Below are 16,671 nucleotides of genomic sequence, written 5' to 3' on the forward strand. Positions count from 1 at the left end.
TGCCCGCCACACCTCGCACTGTACCCGCCGGTACTAATCTCCATCTTTAAGCGTCAGGTGAAAAACCTCGACGCTGGACGGGCCGGTTCGGCAAACTCTCTGTTGCCCGCCGACGCCGGGGTGCAACGTCGACCCGGACGCCGGCTGACGGGCGTGGCCGGGTGGCACCACGAGGGTCTGCGACAGCAGTCGCAGGGGTGCCGCCCGGCCCTCGCTCATCCGATCCAGAGCGCCACCCGATGGTCCTCGTCGGTGACGTAGTAGCAGCGCCCCGCCAGCTCGGCCAGCCCCTCCACGTGATGGAACGGCGCCAGCTCCGCCACCACCTCCCCGGCCACCAGCGCACCCCCGCCCGCGTCGTGCCGGAACCGCACGTGCCGGGAGGTCACCTCGCCGCCGTGCGGGTGGTCGTCCAGCAGCACCGAACCCTTGCCCAGCGCGTCGATCGACCCGGTCACCGCCGCGTAGCCGCCGTCGCCCGTCGAGGTGATCGCGCGGAAGCCGGCCAGCGCCCCGGGCGGCGTCACCCCGGTCAGCGCGTACGCCCCGAGCGCCAGCAGCTCACCCGGCCGCTCCGGATCGTCGAACATCTCCGGTACACCGGCCAGCTCGACGTAGACCGGCTCTCCCTCGGCGGTCACCGGGAAACGCAGGCCCAGCAGCGCCGTACCGGCCGGGGTGAACGCCGCCGCCTCGACGTTGATCGGCAGGTCGTCCGCGGCCAGCCGGGTCACCCAGCTCTTCGCCCGGGCGGTGCCCCGGGCCAGCGTCTCCACGATGAAGCGCTGCCGGACCCGGTCACCGGGCGGCAGCAGCGTCAACGGAGCGGCGGCGAGCGCGTCGTTCACCGCCCGGTGCAGCCGGAAGCGGTTGCGCACCACGCGTACCGGCAGCGGCCCGGCCACCGCGTCGTCCTCCCGGAACCGGGCCACGAACGCGCGCCGGGGCCGCAGCGGGCCGCCCTTGGACCCGAAGTGCGAGCCGAAGACGTACACCCAGCCGTCGTGGTGGGCCAGCGCCTCGCCGTCCTCGGTCCGGCCGTTCTCCCGGCCGGCGTCGGCGGCCACGTGGTGCGCCTCCCAGTGGCCGTCGTCGCGCTCCAGCAGCAGCGCCAGGCACTGCTCGACCGGCCCCTCGTCCAGCACCGTCCAGAAGCCGCGGCGCGCGCCGTGCGCCCGCAGCAGCGCGGCCGACCGCACCGGCAGGAGGTCGCTCGCCTCGTTACCGGCCACCAGGAACTCGACGAGTCGCAGGGTCACCGCGCCAGGGTACGGAGGCGGCGCTCGTAGAGTGTCCGGGTGCCCGATCTCATCCCGTACACCGAGTTGCACGCCGATGCCGTCGCGACGCTGAGCCGCTGGACGGCGACCAGCCCCGCCGCCGACGCCGCCCGGGACCGGACGCTGGCGCTGCTGGCCGACGGACCGGTGGCGATGAGCCGGACGCACCGGGCCGGGCACGTCACGGCGAGCGCGCTGGTGCTCGACCCGGACGGCCGGGTGCTGCTCTGCCTGCACGGCAAGATCCGCAGGTGGGTGCAGCTCGGCGGGCACTGCGAGCCCGGCGACCGGACCCTGGTGGCCGCCGCGCTGCGCGAGGCCACCGAGGAGTCCGGCATCACCGGCCTGACCGTCGAGCCGGACCCGATCGACGTGGACATCCACCAGGTCGCCTGCCAGGGCGGGTCGTTCCACTACGACGTCCGGTACGCCGTCCTGGCCCCGGCCGGGGCGGTCGAGCGGGTCAGCGCGGAGTCCGAGGCGCTCGGCTGGTTCCCGCCGGACCGGCTGCCCGAGCCGCTCGCCCACGCCACCGCCCAGCTCGTGCCGCCGGCGCTCGCGGTGCTGGCCCGCCACGCCGGCGGCTGAGCGGCGGTACCACGCCGCGCCGCCGGACGCGTCGCCACTCCGGCGGCCCGGCGGATCAGACCAGGCCCTCCTCGCCGCGTTCCTTCAGCTCGTCCACGATCTTCTTCACGTCCTGCGCGCGGTCGCGGGGGCAGACCAGCAGCGCATCAGGGGTGTCCACGACGATCAGGTCGTGCACCCCGACGGTCGCCACCAGCCGGCCGGAGTGCGGCACCACCACGGTGCCGGTGGTGTCGTGCAGCAGCACGCCCGGCTTCGCGTCCCCGCCCAGCACCACGTTGCCGGCGCCGTCGGCGGGCAGCACCTCGCCGAGCGTGTGGAAGTCGCCCACGTCGTTCCAGCCGAAGTCGCCGGGCACCGTGGCCACCCGGCCGGCCGTCGCCGCGCCCTCCATCACCGCGTAGTCGACCGAGATCCGGGGCAGCGTCGGCCAGATCCGGCCGAGCACGTCGTCCTGCTCCGGGGTGCCCCAGGCCGCCGCGATGGCGGTGATCCCGGCGTGCAGCTCCGGCTGCTGGCGGGCCAGCTCGGACAGGAAGACGTCCACCCGCCAGACGAACATGCTGGCGTTCCAGAGGTGCCGGCCGGAGCGGACGTACACCTCGGCCACCTCGGCGGCCGGCTTCTCCTTGAACTCGCGGACCGGGCGCAGCGGGCCGTCACCCACCGGGTCGCCGGTCTCCAGGTAGCCGTAGCCGGTCTCCGGACGCGTCGGGGTGATGCCCACAGTCATCAGCAGCCCCTGCTCCGCGCCCCGGATGGCCTGGCGAACCACCTCGGCCAGCCGGGCCGGGTCGCCGATCAGGTGGTCGGCGGCGAACGAGCCCATCACCGCGTCCGGGGTCCGGGCGGCGATCACCGCGGCGGCCAGCGCGATCGCCGCGCAGGAATCCCGCGGCGACGGCTCGACCAGGATGTTCTCCTCCGGCAGGCCGGCCAGTTGCCGAGCCACCGCCGCGGCGTGCGCGGCCCCGGTGACCACGAGCGTGCGCTCCGGGGTGGTCAACGGCGACAACCGGTCGACAGTGGCCTGCAGCAGCGAGGCGGGGGTGCCGGTCAGCGGGTGGAGGAACTTGGGATGGCCGGCACGGGACAACGGCCACAACCTCGTGCCGCTGCCGCCCGCCGGGATGACGGCGTAGAACATCAGCACATCATGCCCGAAGCGGGCGAGCCGTCACGGTCGGTCGCCCGGGACCGGCGACCGGCGCTCAGGACCGGGCCCGTCGCCACGCCGCGATGTGGACCTCCGCGCTGGACTCCCAGGTGAACTCCTTGGCCCGGTCGAAACCGGCCTTGGCCAGGGACAGCCGCCGCTGCTCGTCGTCCAGCAGGGCGCCGAGGTCGGTGGCGATCTGGTCCGGGTCCTCGCTGGTGTAGGCGACCGCGTCGCCGCCCACCTCGGGCAGGGACAGGCGCGGCGTGGTGAGCACCGGGGCGGCGCACGCCATCGCCTCCAGGATCGGCAGGCCGAAGCCCTCGCCGTAGGACGGGTATGCCGCCACCAGCGCACCGCCGAGGAAGCCGGGCAGGTCGGCGTAGCGCAGGTAACCCGGGCGCAGCAGCCGCAGGTGCGACGGGACCTCGGCCACCGCGCGGTCGATGTCGTCGTCGTGCCCCTGGCCGCCGGCCACCACCAGCGCGGGCGGGTTCGGCCGGTCGGCCACCGCCCGGGCCCAGCCGCGGATCAGGTTGGGTACGTTCTTGCGCGGCTCCTTGGCCCCGAGGAACGCGATGTAGCTGCTGTCGCCGAGACCCAGCCGGGCCCGGACACGTGCCTTCTCCTCGTCGCCCGGCGCGTGGAACGCGTCCTGGTCGACGCCGTGGTAGGCGACGTCGATCCGGGTCGGGTCGGCGTCCAGCAGCCGGATCAGTTCGTCGCGGGTGGCCTTGCTCGGCACGATCACCCGGCCGGCCCGGCGCAGCGACGTCTTGATCGCGCTGCGGAAGAACGTCCGGCGCGACTTGTCGTAGTGCTCCGGCTCGGTGAAGAACGTCGCGTCGTGCACGGTGACAGTCACCGGACAACCCGCCCGCAGCGGGCAGGTGTAGAACGGCGAGTGCAGCACCTCGGCGCCGACCTGCTGGGCCAGCAGCGGCAGGCCGGTCTGCTCCCAGGCCAGCCGCGCCGGCCGGTGCGCCACCGCCGCCGGGGCGGGAATCACCTCGGCGCCGGGCAGCATCCGGGTGTAGCGCTCCAGGTCGGTGCGGAGACTCACCACGGCCAGGTCGACGCCGGTGCCGCAGACCCGGCCCAGCGCGCCGAGCAGTCCGTCGACGTATCTACCGACGCCGCCACGGTCGGCGGGGACACTCGTGGCGTCGATGAGAACGCGGGGCGGGCGACCGGCGGTCACGGGGCGACTCCTCAGGTGGCGCAGTTGTGGGGAAGAACACTCTCGGCAAGCCTACGCCGGGCCGGACGCAAGGCGCTGACCGCGACCCGACGGTACGCCGACTTGTCGTTGTCATCGAGTACGCACGCGGGGCGCGTATCGTTCGCGCCGATGGCCGACAACATTGCCCGGGTGTTCGCCGACGCGATCGCGCCCGACCCCACCCGACCGCTGCTGACCTGGTACGACGACGCCACCGGCGAGCGCACCGAACTGTCCGGGGCGACGCTCGCGAACTGGGTGGCGAAGACCGCCAACCTGCTCACCGACGAGGTGGGCGCCGCGCCCGGCGACGCGGCCGGGGTGCTGCTGCCGCCGCACTGGCAGACCGCCGCCGTGCTGCTCGGCTGCTGGTCGGCGAAGCTGACGGTGGCCGGCACGCCGGGCCCGGTGGAGGCGCTGTTCGTGGCCGCCGACCGGGTGGACGAGTCGGCCGGGTGGCCGGCCGGCGAGCGGTACGCGCTGGCGCTCGACCCGTTCGCGCTGCCGATGCGGCAGGTGCCGGCGGGCTGCACCGACTTCGTCACGGCGGTACGCGGGCACGGCGACCACTTCACGCCGGACCCGGCCGCCGGGGACGGGGACGCGGCGCTGCTGGCCCGCGCGGCGGCCCGCGCCACCGAGCTGGGCCTGACCCAGGGCGACCGCCTCCTGGTGGACGTGTCCGCCCACCCCGACCCGGTCGACTGGCTGCTCACCCCGCTCACGGCAGGAGCCAGCGTGGTCGCCTGCGCCCACCCCGACCCGACCCGCCTCGCCTCCCGCGCCGAAACCGAGAAGACCACGCACACCCTGGCCTGAGCCGCCGCCCTCCCCCTCCCCGTCGATCTTGCACTTTCGGTCCTCGGCGCGGGGGATTCGCCCCTTTCGCCGGGGCGGAAAGTGCAAGATCAGCGAGGGGAGACAGGGCTGTCGGTGGCGGCCCGGCGCTGGGCCAGGGCGGCGAACGCCGTCAGGGACTCGGGATTGGCCAGGGCACCCTTGGCCGCCGCGCTGTCCACCGGGGTGCCCGTCAGGATCTTCTTCACCGGCACCTCCAGCTTCTTCGCGCTCAACGTGCGCGGCACGGCCCGGACCTGGTGGATCTCGTCCGGCACGTGCCGCGGCGACAGGGCGGTACGCAGCTCCCGGCAGATCTTTCGCCGCATCTCGTCGTCGAGTTCCAGGCCGTCGGCGAGCACCACGAACAGCAGCAGCTCGCCCGCGCCGCCCTCGTCGTCCTCCAGGTGCACGACCACCGAGTCGACCACCTCGTCCAGTCCCTCGACCACGGAGTAGAACTCGGCGGTGCCCAGCCGTACGCCGCCCCGGTTGAGCGTGGCGTCGGACCGGCCGGTGATCACGCACCCGCCGCGCTCGTTCACGGTGATCCAGTCGCCGTGGCGCCACACGCCGGGATAGACCTCGAAGTACGCCTCCCGGTAGCGGGCGCCGTCCGGGTCGTTCCAGAACCCGACCGGCATGCTCGGCATCGGCTCGGTGATCACCAGCTCGCCGAGTTGCCCGATCACGGCGCTGCCGTCGGCGGAGCGGGCCTCCACCTTCGCGCCGAGCGCCCGGCAGGCGATCTCACCGGCGTACACCGGCAGCAGCGGCACGCCGCCCACGAACCCGGTGCACACGTCGGTGCCGCCGGACAGCGACTGGAGCTGGAGGCGGTCGCTGACGTTCTCGTACACCCAGGTGAAGCCCTCGGCCGGCAGCGGCGCGCCGGTCGAGCCGAGGCCGCGCACCGCGGACAGGTCGGCGACCTCGCGCGGCACCAGGCCGGCCTTGCGGCAGGCCAGCAGGAACGGCGCGGACGTACCGAAGTACGTGGTGCCGGTGTCGGCGGCCAGCCGCCACAGCGCGCCCAGGTCGGGATGGCCCGGGTTGCCGTCGAACAGCACGATCGCCGCGCCCACCGCCGGGCCGGAGACCAGGAAGTTCCACATCATCCAGCCGGTCGTGGTGAACCACAGGAACCGGTCGGACGGACCCAGGTCGTGGTGCAGCGCCAGCATCTTGAGGTGTTCCAGCAGGATGCCGCCGTGGCCGTGCACGATCGGCTTGGGCAGGCCGGTGGTGCCGGAGGAGTAGAGCACGTACAGCGGGTGGTCGAAGGCGACCGGCGTGAACGTCAGCGGCTCGTCGGTGTCCGCCGCCAGCTCCGCCCACGGCAGCGCGCCGTCGGGCGCCGGGCCGTCCGGATCGAGGTACGCGACGGCGACGGTGTGCCGCAGCGACGGCAGCGCGGCCCGGATCGCGGCCACCTCGGCGCGCCGGTCGACCGGCTTGTCGCCGTACCGGTAGCCGTCCACGGCGACCAGCACCGTGGGCTCGATCTGCTGCCAGCGGTCGGTGACGCTGCGGGTGCCGAACTCGGGCGCGCAGGAGGAGAAGATCGCGCCGAGGCTGGCGGTGGCGAGCAGCAGCACGTACGTCTCGGGGATGTTCGGCGCGTACGCGGCCACGCGGTCGCCCGGCCCCACGCCGAGGCGGCGCAGCCCGGCGGCCACCCGGCGGACCCGCTCACGCAGCCCGGCCGCGGTGAGCGTCTCCGGTGCACGGGTCTGCCCGTGTGCGATCACCGCCGGGTCGTCGTCGCCCAGCCCCGGCATCCGCAGCACGTTCTCGGCGTAGTTGAGCGTCGCGCCGGGGAACCAGCGGGCGCCCGGCATGGACCGGTCGGTGAGGGTGGCGCTCGGCGGGGTGTGCGCGACGACGTCGAACCAGTCCCAGATCGAGCGCCAGAACGCGTCCAGGTCGGTCACCGACCACTGCCACAGCGCGTCGTAGTCGGCGAACTCCAGCCCGCGGTGCTCGGCCAGCCAGCGCAGGTAGTCACCGATCCGGGACCGCTCCCGCACGTCCGCCGGCGGCGTCCACAGCACGTCAGCCACTGTTCCACCCTCCCCTGGGCCCGCCACGACGGTGTGCCGGAGCCGTGGCGCCATCTTGCCCTACCTCGTGCCGCCATTGTCCGCGCCGGGTGCGCCGTACGGGGCGTGCCCCGCCCACACCCCGCACCCCGGGCCGGTGTGGGCGGGGCACCGGTCAGCCGGCCCGGTGGGCCTGGATCGCGCGGCGCCGGGCGAGCCGGTGCGCGCGCCGGATCTCGGCCTCCCGGAAGCGGCGCTCGTCCTCCGGCGTCTCGGGCAGCACCGGGCGGACCGGGCGGGGCGAGCCGCCCACGTCGACGCCCACGAAGACCAGGTACGCGGTGGCGACCCGGACCGGCTCCTCCTCGGCCGAGTCCCAGCGCTCGGCGACCACCCGCACCCCGACCTCCATCGAGGTCTGGCCGGTCCAGTTGATCTGTGCGTGCGCGTGCACGAGGTCGCCCACCCGGACCGGCTCGGAGAAGACGATCTCGTCGATGGAGGCGGTCACCGCGGTGCCGCCGCTGTGCCGCGCAGCCGCCGCACCGGCAACGTCGTCCACGAATTTCATCAGTACCCCACCGTGCACGGTCCCGTACAGATTGACATCGACCGCGGTCATGATGCGACTGAGCGTGACACGGGAGTACGAGGTCGGCTTACCCGGCGGGACCGCGGGATGATCTGTCATGCCGGAAACGGTACGGTGCGCGGATGCGACATCTCTGGAGCTTCCTCGCCGGGTTGGCGGTGGCACCCGTCACCTGGGTGCTCGTCACGCTCGGTCAGGACGGATCTGAGCGGACCGTCGACCGCTGGGTGGAGATCGGGACGTACAGCACGCCGAACCTGATCGAGCCGGCCGTCTATCTGGGCGTCGCCGGCATCCTGCTCGGCCTGCTCGGCACGTTGCGCTTCTCGCCGTTCGGCCCGCTGGTGGCCGGCCTGCTGCTCGCTGTCCCGTACCTCGGACTGTTCGTCGCGCCGTTCAGTGTGCGGGACCGGGTGCCGGACGACCTGAAGCTGCTCGGTGACCCGCTGCCGCTGCGCGACCCGCTCGACAACGGCACGCTGTTCCTCATCGGCGTGCTGCTGCTGATGGCCGTGTTCAGCACGAGCCGCTGGCGGCGCCCCGCCACACCCGCGACGGCCGAGGCGGAGCTGACCCCGGCCGTCACACCGGTGGAGCACAAGCCGGCGCTCGCCGACTGGCCCCCGGCGCCGGCGAAGGACCCGGACACGCCGCCGCTCACGCTGGCGTACCCCGAAGCCCCCACCGAACCCCTGCCCCGCCGCACCGGCGGCGAGTCGCCGTGGTCCGCGCCCCCGCGCGGCGCGGGCCGGCCGGAGGGCACCGAAAGCCGTTGAACGAGCGCGGGCGGGCCGGTACGAAACCGGCCCGCCCGCCCGAACGCCCTGCCGTCAGCCCTTGAGCAGCTGACGCGCCATCACGATGCGCTGCACCTGGTTGGTGCCCTCGTAGATCTGGGTGATCTTGGCGTCCCGCATCATCCGCTCGACCGGGTAGTCGCGGGTGTAGCCGTAGCCGCCGAGCAGCTGGACCGCGTCCGTGGTGATCTCCATGGCGGCGTCCGACGCGAAGCACTTCGCGGCCGCGCCGAAGTAGGTCAGGTCCGCGTCGCCGCGCTCGGACTTGCCGGCGGCGGTGTACGTGAGCTGCCGCGCCGCCTCCAGCTTCATGCCCATGTCGGCGAGCATGAACTGGATGCCCTGGAAGTCGGCGACCGCCTTGCCGAACTGCTTGCGCTCCTGGACGTAGCCCTTGGCGTAGTCCAGCGCGCCCTGCGCGATGCCGACCGCCTGGGCGGCGATGGTGACCCGGGTGTGGTCCAGCGTCTTCATGGCGGTGGCGAAGCCGGTGCCCTCGGCGCCGATCATGCGGTCGGCCGGGATCCGGACGTTGTCGAAGTAGACCTCGCGGGTGGGCGAGCCCTTGATGCCGAGCTTCTTCTCCGGCGCGCCGAAGCTGACACCCGGGTCGGACTTCTCCACCACGAACGCGGAGATGCCCTTCGACCGGGCTGTGGGATCGGTCACGGCGAACACGGTGTAGTACTCGGACACGCCCGCGTTGGTGATCCACCGCTTCACGCCGTTGAGCACCCAGTGGTCTCCGTCACGTACCGCCTTGGTGGTCATCGAGGCGGCGTCGCTGCCCGCCTCCGGCTCGGAGAGGCAGTAGGAGAACATGCCCTCCCCGGCCGCGACCGGGGTGAGGTACTTGCGCTTCAGCTCCTCGGAGCCGGCCAGCAGCAGCGGCATGGTGCCCAGCTTGTTCACCGCCGGGATCAGCGAGGACGACGCGCAGGCCCGGGCCACCTCCTCGATCACGATGGCCGTGGCCAGCGCATCGGCGCCGGCGCCGCCGTACTCGACCGGGATGTGCGGGGCGTGGAAGTCGGCCGCGCGCAGAGCCTCGTAGGACGCCTTGGGGAACTCACCTGTCTCGTCCGCCTCGGCGGCGTGCGGAGCCACCTTGGCCGCACAGACCTCACGGACCGCCTCCCGGATCGCCTCGTGCTCCTCCGGCAACCGGTAGACGTCGAACGACTGCTCTGCGGCCATGTCGGCCCTCCCCTTTCACCGCTATCATGCGCAGTCTGTGCCGCCCGGAGGCCGACGACTGCCGCAAACTGAAGGATAGCCACCGGCCCCGGCCGAACCTTACCGGCGGGTAGGCTCGCGCCCGAGCCTCGCCCGCCCGACCCCATTACCCTCACAGCAGACATCCAGTTCCCTCGGTGCCCGGCTCGGCGCCCCAGCAGAATGCGACGCGTGGAAGCGCCGCCAGTGCGAGCGGAGAAGACAGGCGTGACGATTCCGTACCCGAACACCCAGCCGATGCCCGCCATCGCCGCGGTGACCCCGCCGTCCGGCGCCGCCCGCCCGCGGGTGACGTTCCTCGGCACCGGCTACCTCGGTGCGACCTACGCCATCTGCTACGCGGAGCTGGGCTACGAGGTGCTCGGCTTCGACGTCGACGCGGACAAGATCGCCAAGCTGAACGCGGGCGAGGTGCCGATCCACGAGCCGGGCCTCGACGAGCTGCTGCGGCGCAACCTGGCCGCCGGGCGGCTGCGGTTCAGCACCGACATCCAGGAGACCGCCGACTTCGGCGACGTCCACTTCATCTGCGTCGGCACCCCGCAGCGGGCCGACGGGATGGGCGCCGACCTGTCGTACGTCGAGGCGTCCGTGACCAGCCTCGCCCAGCACCTGACCCGCAAGGCGCTGATCGTCGGCAAGTCCACCGTGCCGGTGGGCACCGCCGAGTGGGTGGAGCAGCTCGTCGGCAAGCACACCCCGGCCGACCTCGGCGTCGAGGTGGCGTGGAGCCCCGAGTTCCTCCAGGAGGGCTTCGCCGTCGACGACGTGCTCCGTCCGAACCGGATCGTGGTCGGCGTCAAGAGCGAGTGGGCCAACGGCATGCTCTTCGCCGCCCACAAAGGCGTCTTCGACCTCGCCGCCACCGAGGACCGCGAGGTGCCGCTGGTGGTCACCGACTTCGCCACCGCCGAGCTGGTCAAGGTCGCCGCGAACGCGTTCCTCGCCACCAAGATCTCCTTCATCAACGCGATGGCCGAGGTCTGCGAGGCGGCCGGCGGCGACGTCACCCAGCTCGCCCGCTCGATCGGCTACGACCCGCGTATCGGCAACCGCTTCCTCCAGGCCGGGCTGGGCTTCGGCGGCGCCTGCCTGCCCAAGGACATCCGCGCCTTCCAGGCCCGGGCGCAGGAGCTGGGCGCCGGTGAGGCGCTGCGCTTCCTGCACGAGGTCGACCTGATCAACCAGCGCCGCCGCAGCCGCGTGGTGCAGCTCGCCGCCGAACTGCTCGGCCGCCGCTCCGGCCCGGCCGGCCCGGACCTCTCCGGCACCCGGGTCGCGGTGCTCGGCGCCACGTTCAAACCCAACACCGACGACGTACGCGACGCGCCGGCGCTCGCGGTCGCCTCGCTGCTCGGCAAGGCCGGCGCCGACGTGCACGTGTTCGACCCGCAGGGGATCGAGAACGCGCGCCGGGCGGTGCCCGAGCTGACGTACGAGGAGACCATGAACGACGCCGTCCGCGGCGCCGACCTGGTCTGCGTGCTCACCGAGTGGGCCGAGTTCCGCAACGCCGACCCGGTCGCCCTGGGCGAGCTGGCGAACGGCCGCAAGGTGGTCGACGGGCGCAACTGCCTCGACTCGACACTGTGGACGCAGGCCGGCTGGGAGTACCGCGGCATGGGCCGCCCCTGACCCGCTGACCGTGCGGACCGGCCGCCGGGGAACGTCTCCCCGGCGGCCGGTCCGTTTTTGTTGTCCGGAACGCGGCGGCAACTGTCGAAATCCCGGCCCACTCAAGGCATGCTGCCTCTGGGAGGTCCACAGTGCGGGGGCACGGGCGGGACGGGAGACTGTCGTGGAGAGCTTCAGGTGCGCCTCGTGCGGGCAGGACATCAAGCCCGCCGTCGTCTGCCCGCACTGCGGCGCGCACCAGCCCCAGTGGGCCGAGCACCTGGCCGAAATCGAGCGCTCGATCGCCGAGATGAAGGCCCGCGACGCCGAGATCGCCCGGGAACAGCGGCAGATCGCCGCCAAGATGCAGGCCGCCCTCTTCCAGCGGGACATCCTGGCGCACGCCGGTGAGGAACGGATCCGGCAGGCCACCCGGCCGCGCCGGGTCCTGCGCCGCCGGCCCGGCCGCCGCCCGCCCACCGCCGCCACCGGCGCGCCGCCCCGGGTGCCCCGCCAGGGCACCCCGCCGCCCGGCCCACCGGAGGACCTGCCCCCGTCGCCGCCGCGCGGTCGCCCGCGCTGGCTCGACGCGGACGACCCGGAGCACCCGCCCGAGGCGTCCTCGCGCGAGGTGCAGAACATCCCGCTCGGGCTGGGCGCGCTCCTGCTCGGCGTCGCCGCCGTGGTCTTCGCCGCGGTCGCCACCAGCTCGATGGACGCGCTGGCCCGCCTCGGCGTGCTGCTCGTGGCGACGGCGCTGATGCTGCTCGCCCCGCCGGTGCTGGCCCGGCGCGGGCTCACCTCCACCGCCGAGACCATCGCGGCGGTCGGGTTGCTGCTGGTGCCGCTGGCCGGGTACGCGCTCTGGGCCGTGGACCGGATCGGCGGCGGCTCGTCGGGCGCCGCGTTCGCCGGGACGATCTTCCTGGTCACCACGCTCGTCGCCCTCGGGTACGCCTACGGGACCGGTCTGCGCGCGCCACGCTTCGCCACCGTGCTGGCCGCCCAGCCGGTGCTTCCCCTGCTGGCGTACGAGCGGATCACCGGGCCGGTCGGCTGGGCGCTGGTGCTGACCGTGGTGGCCGTGCTCGACCTGGCGCTCGCCCGTTCGGCGGTGGTACGCGAGCGCCCCGTCCGGCGTGACCTGCCCGCCACCGAGCCGGCCCCGCCCGTCCCGCCCCGGCAACGCGCCGACGACGACCGGCCCGAGTCGGCGCCGGAGGAGTCCGCCGAGGTGCTGGGCGGTGAGACGCCGCCGGGTCCGGCCGCCACCGGCACCGCCCGACCGGTGCCCTGGCTGCCCGAGCTGACCTGGCTGCTGCACGGCGTGGCGGTCGCGTTCGCGCTGGCGTACGCGGTCACCGGCCTGCTGCGCGCCGCCACGGTGCCGCCGGCCGCAGCCGCGGGCACGGTGCTGCTGCTCGCTGCCCTGGTCGCGCTGGCCGGGACGCTGGTGCTGCGCCGGCCGCCGCTGCCGGACGTGGGCGCCGGCATCCTCACGCTGGCGGTCATCGGCGCGCTCGGGCGGGTCGCCTCGGTGGCCCTGCCCGGCCGGTCCCTGCTGCTCATCTCCGCCGTCATCGCGCTGACCGGGCTCGCCGTCCGGGCCGTACCGGAGACGGCCCGGCGTGGTCCGCAGATCGCCTCCGCGGTGGCGCTCACGGTCAGCGGCCTGGTGGTGGCCGGTGGCGCGTTGCGCGCCGGGCTGGCCCCGGTCCGGGCCGCGTTGCCCGCGTGGTCGGCGGACCTGAGCGAATGGCACGCCGAGCTGGCCGGGGCGGTCGGCCCGACCGGCTGGCAGCTCGCGGCCAGCGCGTTGCTGCTGACCGTCGCCGCCGTGATCGCGTTGCCGGCCGAGATCCGGCGCGAGTTCGCCGTGGTCGGTGCGGCGCTCACCGCGCTCGCCGTACCCGCGTCGCTCGGTCTCGGCTGGGCGGCGGCCTGCTGGCCGATGCTGCTGACCGCTGTCGCGGTCGGCGTGCTCGGGCTGACCGCACGCACCGAACGGGCCGCGGCGGCGCACGCGGTGACAGCGGGCGGGCTGGGCCTGATCGGCGCGGGCGCGGCGCTCGCCCGCCCGGCGCTCACCGCCGCCGCGCTGACGGTGCTGTTCCTGGCCGGGGCGCTGGTGTCCCTCGCCCCCCGGGTCCGGCTCGCCGCCGCCGCGACGGAGACGGTCTGCGCCTGGGCCGCCGGTGGCGCGGCGTTCGCCCTGCCCGGCGCCGTCGCCGCGTTCGTGGCGGCCACGGTGCCGACGCCGCCGGTCGCCACACCGGCGAACCTGCGTGAGATCACCGTGCCGATCCTCGCGGCGAGTTTCCTCGCCGTCTGCGTGACGCTCGGCTACGCCGCCCTGGTGCAGGTGGCGCAGCGGCATCTGAGCATGCCGCACGCGCTCGGCACGGTGCTCGGCGCGGTGGCAGTCGCCGCCGCCGCGTTCGGCGCGCCGGGCGCGACCTCGGCCGACGCCTGGGTGGGCAGCCTGCTCCTGGTCGCCGCCGCGCTGCTGGCGCTCGCTCCGCGCATCGACGCCGGGCGCCGGGCCGACATGTCCCTCGACGGGTCCGACCTGGCGCTGGCCGCCACCACGGTGGCGCTCGTCGCCACGCTGGCCCGGATCGCCGCGGTGCTCGCTCCCGGCGGCCAGCTCGTGGTGGCCTCCGCACTGGTGCTGCTGGTCGCGGTGGCCGCCCGGGCGTTGCCCGACGAGTGGCGGCGCGGCCCGATCCTCGGCATCGCCGCCGGTGGCACGCTGATCGGGTTGATCGCCGCCTGGAGCGCCTTGCGCGGCGGGCTCGGCGTGCTCGCCACGCCCGGCCCGATCTGGGCCGGCGACCTGACCGGCTGGCCGGCCGCGCCGACCGGCGGCTCGACCTGGCAGGCCCCGGTGGCGCTGGCGCTGCTGGCGGTGACAGCGGCCATCCTGCTGCCGCCACCGTGGAAGTACGACGTCTCCGGCCTGGCCGCCGTGCTCGCCACGGTGGGCGCACCCGCCGCGTTCGACCTGCCCTGGTGGTCCCCGGTGCTGGTCGGCTGCATGGTCGCCACCGTCTACGGCATGGCCGCCGCGGCCGCTGTCGATCCCCGGGCCGCGCTGTCCCGGGCCACCGTGGCCGGGGTGGTGGCGCTGCACGCGGCCGGGGCCGGGCTGGTACGGCCGTGGACCACGGCGCTGGCGCTCGGCAGCATCGCGCTGATCGGCGCGACGGTGGCCGCGGTGGCCCGCACGCTCGCGCCGTCGCTCGTCGACGACATCCGCAACGAGGGCATGCCGCCGCACCTGGTGCAGGTGGGCGGCGCGGGTGCCGGAGCCGCAGTGCTCGCGCTGCCCGGCGCGGTGGCCGCGCTGGCAGTCGAGTACGGCCGCCCGCCCCAGGTGGTGCTCACCGCCGCGCTCGCCGCCGCCAGCATCGGTCTGGCCGCGATCGCGGCGGTACGCCGGCAGGTGCCGCAGTACCTTCCGTACGCCAGCGTCGCGGTGGTCGGCGCGGCCACCGTCACCGCCGCCGCGGCGCTCGCTGTCGGCCTGCCGGCGGGCGTGTTCGCCGCCGCCGCCGCGCTGCTCGGCGTGCTCGCGGAGCTGGTGCGGGCCGCCACCGTCCCGCCCGCCGGTTCGGGCCGGCCGGTACGCCGCTGGACCGTGCTGCTCAACGGCGCGCTGCGGCGTGCCCCGGACGATCCCGAGCTGCGCTGGCGGGTCAGCCCGGCCGCCGGTGCGCTCGCCGCCGCGGCGCTGCCCACCGCGCTGGCGCTGGCCACCCTGGCGCCGTCGCTCGTGGTGGCGCTGTTCTCGCCCTTCGCGGTGCTGAGCCGGGTGTGGCAGGGCCCGCCACCGGAGTTGCTGACCCCGCCGCCGGAGGCGGTCAACCCCACGCACGTGCTCACCGCGCTGCTGCTGACAGTGACCGCGGCACTCGCCGCCACCGGGTTCAGCGGCGGGCGCCGGTCCCGGGCGGTGCCGGTGATCCTGCCCGGCGCGGCGATCACGCTGCTGATCACGCCGGTGGCGCTCGGCAAGGGCTGGCCGGTGACCGCGCTGGCCGCGCTCGCGGTGTTCACCATCTCGATGCTCGGGCTGGCGCTCACCCCGCCGCCGGCGATCGCCGAGCCGGGCCGGTCGATCCGGGTGGCCCGGGTGCTGGTCTTCGCGCTCGGGCTGGCCGCCGGTGGCGCCGGGCTCGCCGGCAGCCTCGCCACGAGCGACCTGACCGTGTTCACGCTCGGCGGGGCGGTCGGCGTGGGTGCCGTCGCCGCGCTGTTCGGCACCACCCAGCGGGCGCGCATCCTGGGCTGGTTGTTCGGCTCGGTGATGGCTCAGCTGTTCGTGCTCACGATCGGCCTGAAGTCCGGGCTGGCGGCCGTCTGGTCCGCGTTCGGGGTGCTCGCGGTCGGCGCGGCGTTGCAGGTGTTCGCCGCCACGCTGCCCCGGCTGCGCCGCCCCGAGGCGTACCGGGAGGCGGCCACAGTCGAGTGGAGCGGCTTCGGGGCGGCGCTCATCGCGCTGGCGCTGGCGTACGACTCGCCCCGGCACATCGCCGCGCTGCTGGCCGCGTGGGGCGCGGTCCTCGGGGTGGCGGCCAGCCGTCCGGGACGCCGGCCGATGGAGCGCAACCTTCTGTTCTGGGCGGTGGTGGCCTGCGAGATCAGCGCCTGGTGGATCCTGATGCGGGTGGCCGACGTGGCGCTGCCGGAGGCGTACACGCTGCCGTTCGCCGCGCTCGCCCTGCTGGTCGGCGTCCTGCAACTGCGGCACCGGCCCGACCTGTCGAGCTGGGTGGCGTACGGGCCGGCGCTGGTCACCGCGTTCCTGCCCACGCTGGCGATCGTCATCGCGACCGAATCGAGCATGCTGCGTCAGGTGCTGCTGCTGCTCGGCGCCGTCGCGGTGCTGATCTTCGGCTCGACCAGCCGGCAGCAGGCCCCGGTGATCGTCGGCGCGACGGTGACCGCGATCGCGGCCGTGCACGCGTTGTTCAGCCTCGGCCCGTGGCTGGTGCTGATCCCGGTCGGCATCGTGCTGCTGGTGCTCGGTGCGAGCAACGAACGTCGCCGTCGCGCCCAGGAACGCCTCCAGACCGCGCTGCGCGGCATGCGGTGAGCCGTCCGGCCCGGGCTGTGACCGGCCCGGGCTGCGACTGGCCCGGGCTGTGACCCCGCCTGGCTGTGACTGGTCGGCCTAGCCGGCGCGCGTCCGGGTCCGCAGGTCCCGTGCGCGACCGCCCTCAATTCGGTCACAATCCGTGTCGGCAGGGCGAGGCGCGAGCATTCCCCTCTGCCGCCTTTGCTCTGCACCCACCGACGCAGCAG

Annotated in this window: 11 protein-coding genes; 5 read left to right on the top strand and 6 right to left on the bottom strand. The window is 74.6% G+C overall.

Features of this window, described 5'->3' with window-relative positions; translation table 11 throughout:
• Positions 1-215: 215 nt before the first annotated feature.
• Positions 216-1,259 carry a hypothetical protein gene (locus tag ACN27C_RS02730; protein WP_422750364.1) on the bottom strand — a complete coding sequence of 348 codons (1,044 nt, stop codon included), beginning with the start codon at positions 1,257-1,259 and terminating at the stop codon, positions 216-218.
• A gap of 39 nt (positions 1,260-1,298) precedes the next feature.
• Between ACN27C_RS02730 and ACN27C_RS02735 the strand changes: the two genes are divergently transcribed.
• Positions 1,299-1,868: an NUDIX hydrolase gene (locus tag ACN27C_RS02735; protein WP_121683628.1), complete on the top strand. Its 570-nt coding sequence runs from the start codon at positions 1,299-1,301 to the stop codon at positions 1,866-1,868.
• A gap of 55 nt (positions 1,869-1,923) precedes the next feature.
• Here the strand turns inward: ACN27C_RS02735 and ACN27C_RS02740 are convergent, their stop codons facing one another.
• Together ACN27C_RS02740 and ACN27C_RS02745 are read right to left on the bottom strand one after the other, a co-directional pair.
• The gene (locus ACN27C_RS02740) at positions 1,924-3,015 is read right to left on the bottom strand and encodes a mannose-1-phosphate guanylyltransferase (RefSeq protein WP_252449791.1); all 1,092 of its coding nucleotides are present in this window, start codon (positions 3,013-3,015) and stop codon (positions 1,924-1,926) included.
• A gap of 64 nt (positions 3,016-3,079) precedes the next feature.
• Entirely contained in the window at positions 3,080-4,225 is a 1,146-nt protein-coding gene (locus tag ACN27C_RS02745) for a glycosyltransferase family 4 protein (protein WP_091418585.1), read from the bottom strand.
• Between the two features lie 150 nt (positions 4,226-4,375).
• Here ACN27C_RS02745 and ACN27C_RS02750 point away from each other — a divergent pair, with 150 nt between their 5' ends.
• Positions 4,376-5,065, top strand: a complete 690-nt coding sequence (locus ACN27C_RS02750; RefSeq protein WP_422750365.1) for a TIGR03089 family protein — start codon at positions 4,376-4,378, stop codon at positions 5,063-5,065.
• Between the two features lie 89 nt (positions 5,066-5,154).
• Here ACN27C_RS02750 and ACN27C_RS02755 read toward each other — a convergent pair whose 3' ends face one another.
• Entirely contained in the window at positions 5,155-7,146 is a 1,992-nt protein-coding gene (locus ACN27C_RS02755) for an acetoacetate--CoA ligase (RefSeq protein ID WP_422750366.1), read from the bottom strand.
• A 154-nt stretch (positions 7,147-7,300) separates the two neighbouring features.
• The gene (locus tag ACN27C_RS02760) at positions 7,301-7,816 is read right to left on the bottom strand and encodes an acyl-CoA thioesterase (RefSeq protein ID WP_091418577.1); all 516 of its coding nucleotides are present in this window, start codon (positions 7,814-7,816) and stop codon (positions 7,301-7,303) included.
• A gap of 23 nt (positions 7,817-7,839) precedes the next feature.
• On the opposite strand from ACN27C_RS02760, the gene ACN27C_RS02765 reads away from it, so the two are divergent.
• The gene (locus tag ACN27C_RS02765) at positions 7,840-8,493 is read left to right on the top strand and encodes a hypothetical protein (RefSeq protein ID WP_358169552.1); all 654 of its coding nucleotides are present in this window, start codon (positions 7,840-7,842) and stop codon (positions 8,491-8,493) included.
• A 54-nt stretch (positions 8,494-8,547) separates the two neighbouring features.
• Here the strand turns inward: ACN27C_RS02765 and ACN27C_RS02770 are convergent, their stop codons facing one another.
• Positions 8,548-9,711, bottom strand: a complete 1,164-nt coding sequence (locus ACN27C_RS02770) for an acyl-CoA dehydrogenase family protein (RefSeq protein ID WP_120571562.1) — start codon at positions 9,709-9,711, stop codon at positions 8,548-8,550.
• Between the two features lie 246 nt (positions 9,712-9,957).
• Between ACN27C_RS02770 and ACN27C_RS02775 the strand changes: the two genes are divergently transcribed.
• A complete protein-coding gene (locus ACN27C_RS02775) occupies positions 9,958-11,385 on the top strand; it encodes a UDP-glucose dehydrogenase family protein (protein WP_120571563.1) in 1,428 nt (475 codons plus the stop codon).
• Positions 11,386-11,548: 163 nt separating this feature from the next.
• A complete protein-coding gene (locus tag ACN27C_RS02780) occupies positions 11,549-16,462 on the top strand; it encodes an SCO7613 C-terminal domain-containing membrane protein (protein ID WP_422750367.1) in 4,914 nt (1,637 codons plus the stop codon).
• The last annotated feature ends 209 nt before the right edge of the window (positions 16,463-16,671 follow it).

Source organism: Micromonospora sp. WMMD1219 (genome assembly GCF_049315215.1).
Classification (GTDB): Bacteria; Actinomycetota; Actinomycetes; order Mycobacteriales; family Micromonosporaceae; genus Micromonospora; species Micromonospora tulbaghiae.

What these genes read in the sequence shown, in the direction of transcription:
- ACN27C_RS02740 (WP_252449791.1), bottom strand. Translation starts at nt 3,015, where the DNA reads ATGTTCTACGCCGTCATCCCGGCGGGCGGCAGCGGCACGAGGTTGTGG.
- ACN27C_RS02750 (WP_422750365.1), top strand. Translation starts at nt 4,376, where the DNA reads ATGGCCGACAACATTGCCCGGGTGTTCGCCGACGCGATCGCGCCCGAC.
- ACN27C_RS02760 (WP_091418577.1), bottom strand. Translation starts at nt 7,816, where the DNA reads ATGACAGATCATCCCGCGGTCCCGCCGGGTAAGCCGACCTCGTACTCC.
- ACN27C_RS02765 (WP_358169552.1), top strand. Translation starts at nt 7,840, where the DNA reads ATGCGACATCTCTGGAGCTTCCTCGCCGGGTTGGCGGTGGCACCCGTC.
- ACN27C_RS02770 (WP_120571562.1), bottom strand. Translation starts at nt 9,711, where the DNA reads ATGGCCGCAGAGCAGTCGTTCGACGTCTACCGGTTGCCGGAGGAGCAC.